Origin of the sequence: Algoriphagus sediminis (assembly GCF_030403435.1) — a bacterium.
In the GTDB taxonomy this organism is placed as follows: domain Bacteria; phylum Bacteroidota; class Bacteroidia; order Cytophagales; family Cyclobacteriaceae; genus Algoriphagus; species Algoriphagus sediminis.
The window spans coordinates 1-617 of sequence record NZ_JAUEPH010000023.1 but is presented as its reverse complement, the minus strand read 5'-3'; the positions used below and the strand labels follow the sequence as shown (position 1 = coordinate 617).

Annotated in this window: 1 pseudogene; it reads right to left on the bottom strand. The window is 49.9% G+C overall.

Annotated elements, in window-relative coordinates:
* A pseudogene (locus QVH07_RS17675) lies at window positions 1-617 on the bottom strand (OmpA family protein); the annotation flags it as partial.

Sequence of the window (617 nt, the reverse complement as noted above, 5' to 3'; positions counted from 1 at the left end):
CCTTTTCTGTCCGTTGGTACCTGGAGGTTCTGCGTCTTATCCTGTAAGGTCGCCAGGTAGCTGTCCGTCACCACTGCCCCTTCACAATCAATCACTCTGGCCACGAACTGCTTGTATTGCTCGGCGATCAGGTAGATGTCATCCAGACCCTGTCCACCATCACGGTTCGAAGACAGGTAGGTCTCTCCGTTGTCCATCACTCGATACGCAAAGTCATCCCCCAGCGAGTTCACAGGAATTCCCATGTTCTGTACATTGCTGATCGTTCCATTGCTATAGCTCGCCTCATACACATCCATTCCCCCTACCGTGGGGTGACCCTCTCCATCAATTTGTTTTGACGAGAAGTAAAACTTGTCATCCTTTCTGAACGGGTGCGTCTCACTGCCTGCTGTATTCACCTGGTCGCTTAGCCTTACAGGAGCACTGAAAACCATGTTTTCATCGTACTCTGCATAGTAGATATCAAAATCTTCCTTGTACTTAGGCTGCTTACTCGCCTTCTTCGTCGAATCGCTCCAAGCCGGATCCATATTCGTCGTGAAGTACAGACGCTTTGCCTCTTCGTCTACAAACGGATGCATCACCGCATAGCCGATCGAATCATTGAACGGTAC